The organism is uncultured Lactobacillus sp. (assembly GCF_945290125.1).
GTDB classification, from domain to species: Bacteria; Bacillota; Bacilli; order Lactobacillales; family Lactobacillaceae; genus Lactobacillus; species Lactobacillus rizhaonensis.
Genome location: NZ_CALYQV010000077.1, coordinates 1 through 7,275, shown reverse-complemented (window position 1 = coordinate 7,275; position 7,275 = coordinate 1). Strand labels below are relative to the sequence as shown.

The following is a 7,275-nucleotide window of genomic DNA, read 5'->3' as shown; positions in this document are numbered from 1 at the left end:
CAAACGCCGCATGTTGAGGCGGTGACCGTGCTGGAACGGACTAAGAAATAGACGATAAATTGCAATCATAATTTGTTGATAAATAATTAAAAGTGTATCTTTTCCGATTTTTTGATGGGAAAAGGTACACTTTTTAAGTGAAGAATAGCAAGTACGCAACATTTTAAATTTTTAGATTGAGTTTAATAAATATTAAATTTAAAAAATTATGCTAATTTGGGTAGTGAAAGTACCCTGAATACTTGATGCAGGTATAAATCATAGTAATTATAAAATGGTCGATTTTAACGTGAAGAGTTGATTAAGTTCGTATTATGGCGATGATCCGGCTACTATGTCCCATATTTTCTTACCTTAAGATATTGGCTTTTGCTTTGCTAATCTGATTTCATTAATCACTAAATTTTTTGTTTCATAATTTATTTCATAATACCATTCTAGCTTTTGTTTCCTATCTTGGTAGTTAGGTAAAGCAATCAGAAGACCAGCATCCACTTTCTGAAGATCATCGATTTGTTTTAGTTGCCTCAAAGAAATGATAGTGGACAGTTAAATTATCAAGAAGTGTTAAGTTTTCTTGATCAGATGGACTCGATATTTAATTGGCAACAATATGAGAAAAGTCAAATTGGTAATGCGAACAAGCGTCGATGGTATGCAGTTATCTTAATTCAATGGATTTCTGGATTAGGTTTGAAAAATATAATTAATAAAGCTATCGAATATAAACGCGAGAATCCTCATAATGCCATATACCGCAATCAAGAGTACTATGATTTTGATGATTCTAAACCCCAGAAAAATATAATCATTAACGATACCTTATATGCTATACAAAACGTACTGCTTTTTGATTTCGCTAATTATTTTCTAAAAGTTTCTAAAGAAATGAAAAGTTATTTTAATACGGAAAGATTAGATAATGATTGGTATGAATTTATAGAATATGGAACTCATGATGTGTTCAGAATTTGGTTGCAAAAATGTGGTTATTCAAGAGAATCTGCTAATTATATTGAAAAACATCCTGAATTTTTTGATGTTAATGGCACATCATACCGATTAAGTAGTAATTTGGCAAACGTTGATGATATAAATCTTAGAGATGAAACTAGAGATATTATGTTTAACCATCCAGAAATTTTTGTATAGTATTGCCAATTTTGTCTTTACATGGCATTAAAATTATAATTTTTTGATTTAATATTTGACTATGCAAATATTTATCTAATTAAGTTTAAATAAAAAGCAAGGCATTGAAATATCAAAACCTTGCTAAGCATTTGATTTTTGCTCTTTTACCAGAACTTAAATTTTTACTATATATGGGCTTCTTGAGATGGATAATCAATACCAGCAAATGTCTTTAGAATTGCTTCAAAGATAATACGCGCACCACGAACTGGTACAGCCATACCTACCTGCTTCCTAACGCTTTCCTTGGAACCCATAAATTCAAAAGTATCTGGGAAAGTTTGCAGACGTGCTTTTTCACGGTTAGTCAAAGCTCGCGGTTCTGACCAATGATACATATGAGTACCACCACCGCCAGAACCAGTAACAGTGTATGAAGGTTTATCAGGTTCTAATCTCCGATAAATTTGACTGATTTTGGCTCCTTTAACATGCAATCTAAGATTTTCGGGGATGTCAGCGTTAAAAGCATTTTGACCTGGCTTGATATATTTAAGACGCTCTACAACAGTTTTTGTTTGGCGTGTGCATTCATTATTAAACGCATTTTCTGGAATAGGCGGATTCTCAATAGCATTTTTTGCACTATTATCTACATTTTTATATAATTTTGTAGAAGGCACTTTATAATGATATTTGGAAGCTAAGTCATTGCGAATACCTACAACGATAATACGGTGGCGTGCTTGAGGAACTCCATATTCTTCAAATTTATAGAGATTTGGCACGATTGTGTAACCAGCATCTTTCATATCTGAAAGTATTTTTTGAAATGCTTTGCCTTGATTTGCTGATCTAATCCCACCAACATTTTCAGCAAGGAACCATTTGGGCTGATAAATTTTTAATGCTTTAACGCCATAAGTGTAAAGCGGACCGTATGTTCCATTAAATCCCTTCTGCTTGCCAACAACTGAGAAGTCATTGCATGGGAAGCCAAATGCTAGTCCATCAATTTGTGTCAACTGTGTTAAATCAAATTTTCTGACATCTTCACAGTAGACAGATTCTGGATTTTCTGGACATATATTATGAATATAGGTTTCACATGTGTCTTTGTCAAAGTCATTCGCCCATGCGTGAACAATTTGATCACCGTTACCTATATCTGCTGTCTTGGCACCAAGGGCCAAACCGCCTGGGCCACAAAATAATTCACCTAGTTTATACTTCATTGTTCCATCTCTCTTTCGTTAACAAGTCAATAATTCTCTGTAAGCTGTCTATTTCTTCTTTATTCAAAAAGGATGTGTGATTAAATGGCGTAGATTTATCTATATCCATGCCTGCTTCATTTAGCACATTAACGACATCTACATCATAGCATTTGGATAGCTTACAGATTACCGATATTGATGGGTCGGTTATCTGATTATTTTCTAATTTAGAAAGCCGAGAATTAGTTATATTTGTTTGTTCGCGAACATCAGACATGCTCATATGTTTGGTGTTGCGAAGGCTTCTTAAATATTGACCTAATGATTCACTCATACAATACCTTCTTTGTATAATTAATTGTCTATAATTCTAACATATTAGCTGCGATAAAGAAATAATTAATGGTAATATTTTTGATTTCGCAGCAAAAGGAGAATGCTATGTCTATTCTATATACCAATGTCCCTCCACTTCGTACAGATAACACTAAAGATAACTTTTGCAATAAATTCTACGAATATATTAAACAAGCTGATAGTGTAGAAATTGCAACCGGATATGTTTCACAGGATGCACTTGAAGAGCTAGATAGTCTTATATGCGAATACAATATTAGCTATATTAATCTGACTGTTGGTATGTACTTTATCGAGGGAATGCCCGAAAACATCTTTAACACGCTTATCAGAATGAATCAGCAATGGAAAGAATGCGGTATCGGCGAAGTTAATATAGTATGTACTTTCCGCTATCATGGCAAATGCTACCTCTTTTCACGTGATGGAAAAGAGTTTGCTGGCATTATTGGATCGGCTAACTTAGGAGCTATTTCATTAAACGCTCAGACACGCCGGCAATATGAGATGTCCATTAGTTTAGAAGAACAAAGCAGTCTTCATGAGCTGAGTGATCATATTGCAAAACTTGATAAGTTATGTTGCAAGCCCATTGATGCTGTTAGAAGTACTATCCCATTAATTCGTCAAGAGAATTTCAAATTAAAAGATGTAGAACATGTTCAACGCATGAATTCGGATGAAATTGCTACGTACGAGCGTCATCTAACGGGTACGACGATCGAAATCCCATTAAAGGTGCCAAAGGACGGTAGTGACCAGAAGTTTAGAGGATCTAATATCAATGTTTGCTATGCCAAAGGCCGCAAACGTGAATGGTGGGAAACAGAGATCGTTAACGGGAAGAAAATATATACTCTACCAGGATATCCCGAATATAAAAAACCATTCATGGTTGTCACTGATGATGGTTGGAAGTTCGAAGCTTGGACGTGTGGTGACCACAACAAAAACTTTTATTCCAAAGATGATCTTAAAATTATGGGCTACTGGTTAAAAGGTCGTCTTGTTGCTGCCGGTATTGTTAAACCTATAGATCACGTTGAAAATGATAAGGACTTCAAAGGCCTTATTACCGAAAAAATGTTAAAGCAGTATGGTAAGACTACCTTGAGTCTTACCAAAACTACTCAAAAGACTAAAAATGAGCGCGGAGAAATGCTAGATGTTTGGCTCCTGTCATTCCTGCCACACCAACTGAAAGAAGATTAGTTAAATGAGTTACCTGAACGATTACGTATCACGCATCACTAATAACGGAAATCCGCAATTTGCCAATTCCATTAAAGAAACTGCCGAAGAAGCCTATCAAAAAATTGCAAATAACTTTGATTACATGGGCGGTCGAAAAACAGGCCTATTATTCGGCAATATCCAGTCTGGTAAAACAGGGCATATGTTTGGCATTATTTGCGCTGCAGCAGACGAAATGTTCCCGCTTTTTGTTTTGCTTACTACTGACAACGTCACTTTACAGAAACAAACACTAGAGAGAATTCAAAACGACCTGCCTGATTTTTGCATTTGTGGTGAATATGACACTGAGAAATTCAATGAAAACAACCTTGCAAAGCCCACAGTAATTGTATTAAAAAAGAACTTTCATACACTCCATCAATGGTCCAATAATCTGAAATCTTCTGGTGTCGTTGCAGGAAATCCTTTGTTTATTTTAGATGACGAAGCAGATGCTTCATCACTGAATACCCTTGTTAATAAGAATAAGCAATCCACCATTAATAAATATCTGGATGAGATTAATCAGCTTTCAATTGGTTCGATTTATCTACAATCAACTGCTACACCTCAAGCATTGTTATTACAAACTGCTGATAGTACCTGGCATCCAGATTTTGCAGTCTACTTTACTCCAGGACAACAATATCTTGGCGGCAACTTCTTTTTCCCAGAAAATAAAGTTCCATCATGCATTCATTACATCGACGAAACACCAGATCCACTTGAAGAATCTGTGCTTCATCACTTGGTTGTTGCTACCCAAATGCTTAACAGTGGTGATAAGGTATGCAATATGATTATCCATCCGTCTGTCCGAGTTGCTAAACATCAAGAATACGCTAATAAAGTAAAAAGTATCTTCAGCTCCTATCAAGAGAATAATAGCGACTTCAAAGTTAAATTCTCCAAAGAATATGATGAAGTTGCCAAGAAAGCCAATCTAATGCCTAAAAATCAGCTCTTCCAATTAGCTACCGGCCTGCTTAATATTACAAACATCTACATGCTTAATGGAAAAGAGCACGTTGAAGCTGAAAATTACGCTACTGGTAGCAATATTGTGATCGGAGGAAATACGCTTGGGCGTGGGGTTACATTTCCAAAGTTGCAAACAATTTACTATGTACGCTCTTCCAAACATCCGCAGGCTGATACCATGTGGCAACATAGCCGAATGTTTGGTTATGATCGACATGCTAATTTAATGGCTGTTTATATCAGCAAAGAACTTTATAAGCTCTTTGAAGACATCAACTCTGTTAATAATGCGATTGTTCAACAGATTGACAGCAGTGATGGTGACCTTTCTCAAATAACTATTTCATTACCAGAAGGATTATCACCAACGCGAGCAAATGTACTTGATAATAGGTTTGTTCACATATTTGTCGGCGGCAAAAATTACTTTCCATTTAATCCATCAAACAAGTCATTTGATGAAATCACTAAAATTGCCAATATTTTGGATCCAATTGAAGCGCATAAACCATCAGAACAGGTTAACTTGGCATTGTTTATCCGTATTTTGAAAAACATCGATGGTGGTGCTGACTTTAATGTCGATGACTACATAACTGCTTTGCAGGATATGCTAAAAGATCATAGAAGCCAAGGGGTTATTATTATTCGACGGAGTCGTGACATTACTCAGGGGACGGGTGCGTTGCTTTCTCCAAATGATCTTGCTTTAGGAAATCAAATTACCGACATGCCAGTCATGACGCTTTACGAAGTAGTGGGCAAGGGATGGAAGTCAGATAAAATTTGGGTTCCTAACATCAAGTTCCCAGTAAATAAGGCAATTTATCACGTTACGGAAAAGAAGGCAGACGATGGAGACAACTAAGTATCGATCCAAAATGATGTCCAAAATCCGGTCAACCGGTGGAAAGGCGGAAACCATTCTTGGCAAGGCCATTTGGCATGAGGGGGTCCGTTACTTCCGCAACTATAAAAAGCTTCCCGGTAAGCCAGATCTGGCAATTACCAAATATAAAATTGCTGTATTTGTAGATGGTGAATACTGGCATGGCTATAATTATGATGAAATTAAATCAGGCAAAAGAGTTCATCGTAATCGGCAATACTGGCTTAAGAAGATAAGTTATAATATGGAACACGACAAGCAAGTCAATGCTGAGTTGCAAAAAATGGGATGGACAGTGATCCGTTTTTGGGAAAGGCATCAAGTGTTAAAAAAATTAAATTATTGTACAGATACGATTCTAAATGCTATAAAATCTAAGGAAGGAAACATATAACATATCATGTTTTTCGCCCCTAATATTATATAAATACGTCAAAAATTAAAAAAGTTGCTATAAAAATTAGCTAAAGTAAGTCTCTGTAAGTTTGAAATGGTTATGAGGCTTATATTAATCTATAGTTCCACTCTTGAGAGAACTGTGAAGAAATGCCTAACACATTTCGTACTGAAGACGTTCAGGTATCGGATTCTAATTCTAGTACTTTAGGTGAATCCTTTTTGTGACATTAGACAGTACTATGTAGCTTACTTTAAATACAACTTTAATTTTACTTTTACGCTTCAATTGCAGTATTGGAAAAATCGGCTGGGACCGTCAGTAGATTAGGGCACAAAGTATATTAAGCAAAGTAGGGTGCTGTTGAATAATGTTTTGAAAGGAAGTACATTGTGGCAAAAGAAAATCAAATTGTTTCCGTCGACCAATTATTGAGGTATTTAGATAAATATAGTAATTACAAAAAACAGGGAAATTTATTCTTCAGAGGGCAGTTGTCAAGGTTCCCTAATATGATACCGTCGGTAGCACGAAATAATAAAAACTATTTATCAGAAGCACGTACTTATCTGCAGTATCAAAGGCCCAATAAAAATGTTGTACAGAACCTGGCAAAAATGCAACATAATGGCGTACCAACAAGACTTTTAGATTTTACTACCGATCCATTAGTTGCGCTTTTCTTTGCTACTCAGCATGACACAAGAGAAGATACTAGCCTTTATGTACTGATACGTCCAAATTATGATGCTAACTCAGATGAAGTTAAATTAGCATCTTTTATTGCAACACAAAAGGACCGAGAGTTAGCATCAATTCTTAATGAATTTAATAGTGTTAATGGCAGTTCCATAAGTATAGATAGGGCTAAACATATTTTAAGTCACGGTATTTTTATTCGGCCTAATACGATCATTGATACAGATAATTACAGAATGTATGAACAAAGGGGAACCTTTGCTATACCTGCGAACAAAATAGAAAATGGAAGAATTACAGGTATCACTCCATTTGAAAATGATTTTTCTTATGAGGAGATTGTGATTCCCTTTGAATATCAGCAA

7 protein-coding genes are annotated in these 7,275 nt (G+C 35.5%); 5 read left to right on the top strand and 2 right to left on the bottom strand.

Annotated elements, in window-relative coordinates; genetic code table 11:
• Nucleotides 1-522: 522 nt before the first annotated feature.
• The gene (locus Q0K80_RS09430; protein WP_294605733.1) at nt 523-1,152 is read left to right on the top strand and encodes a hypothetical protein; all 630 of its coding nucleotides are present in this window, start codon (nt 523-525) and stop codon (nt 1,150-1,152) included.
• 167 nt (nt 1,153-1,319) lie between these two features.
• On the opposite strand, the gene Q0K80_RS09425 is transcribed toward Q0K80_RS09430, so the two are convergent.
• The gene (locus Q0K80_RS09425; protein ID WP_294605731.1) at nt 1,320-2,369 is read right to left on the bottom strand and encodes a DNA cytosine methyltransferase; all 1,050 of its coding nucleotides are present in this window, start codon (nt 2,367-2,369) and stop codon (nt 1,320-1,322) included.
• The gene (locus tag Q0K80_RS09420) at nt 2,359-2,685 is read right to left on the bottom strand and encodes a helix-turn-helix transcriptional regulator (protein WP_294605729.1); all 327 of its coding nucleotides are present in this window, start codon (nt 2,683-2,685) and stop codon (nt 2,359-2,361) included. Before Q0K80_RS09420 ends, Q0K80_RS09425 begins: the two co-directional genes overlap by 11 nt.
• A 107-nt stretch (nt 2,686-2,792) precedes the next feature.
• On the opposite strand from Q0K80_RS09420, the gene Q0K80_RS09415 reads away from it, so the two are divergent.
• The 4 genes from Q0K80_RS09415 to Q0K80_RS09400 all read left to right on the top strand — a co-directional run.
• A complete protein-coding gene (locus Q0K80_RS09415) occupies nt 2,793-3,920 on the top strand; it encodes a restriction endonuclease PLD domain-containing protein (RefSeq protein WP_294605727.1) in 1,128 nt (375 codons plus the stop codon).
• Nucleotides 3,921-3,924: 4 nt separating this feature from the next.
• Nucleotides 3,925-5,793 (top strand): Z1 domain-containing protein, encoded by a 1,869-nt coding sequence (locus Q0K80_RS09410; RefSeq protein ID WP_294605726.1) that lies wholly within the window; start codon nt 3,925-3,927, stop codon nt 5,791-5,793.
• Complete coding sequence (locus Q0K80_RS09405) at nt 5,780-6,208, top strand: very short patch repair endonuclease (protein WP_294605724.1); 429 nt, start codon at nt 5,780-5,782, stop codon at nt 6,206-6,208. The genes Q0K80_RS09410 and Q0K80_RS09405 overlap by 14 nt, the downstream gene beginning before the upstream one ends.
• 395 nt (nt 6,209-6,603) lie before the next feature.
• On the top strand, nt 6,604-7,275 hold a 672-nt coding region (locus Q0K80_RS09400; RefSeq protein ID WP_294605721.1), incomplete at its 3' end, for an FRG domain-containing protein.

Bases quoted from the DNA above. Each gene is read 5' to 3' on its own strand.
- Q0K80_RS09425 (WP_294605731.1), bottom strand. From the start codon at position 2,369: ATGAAGTATAAACTAGGTGAATTATTTTGTGGCCCAGGCGGTTTGGCC.
- Q0K80_RS09420 (WP_294605729.1), bottom strand. From the start codon at position 2,685: ATGAGTGAATCATTAGGTCAATATTTAAGAAGCCTTCGCAACACCAAA.
- Q0K80_RS09415 (WP_294605727.1), top strand. From the start codon at position 2,793: ATGTCTATTCTATATACCAATGTCCCTCCACTTCGTACAGATAACACT.
- Q0K80_RS09410 (WP_294605726.1), top strand. From the start codon at position 3,925: ATGAGTTACCTGAACGATTACGTATCACGCATCACTAATAACGGAAAT.
- Q0K80_RS09405 (WP_294605724.1), top strand. From the start codon at position 5,780: ATGGAGACAACTAAGTATCGATCCAAAATGATGTCCAAAATCCGGTCA.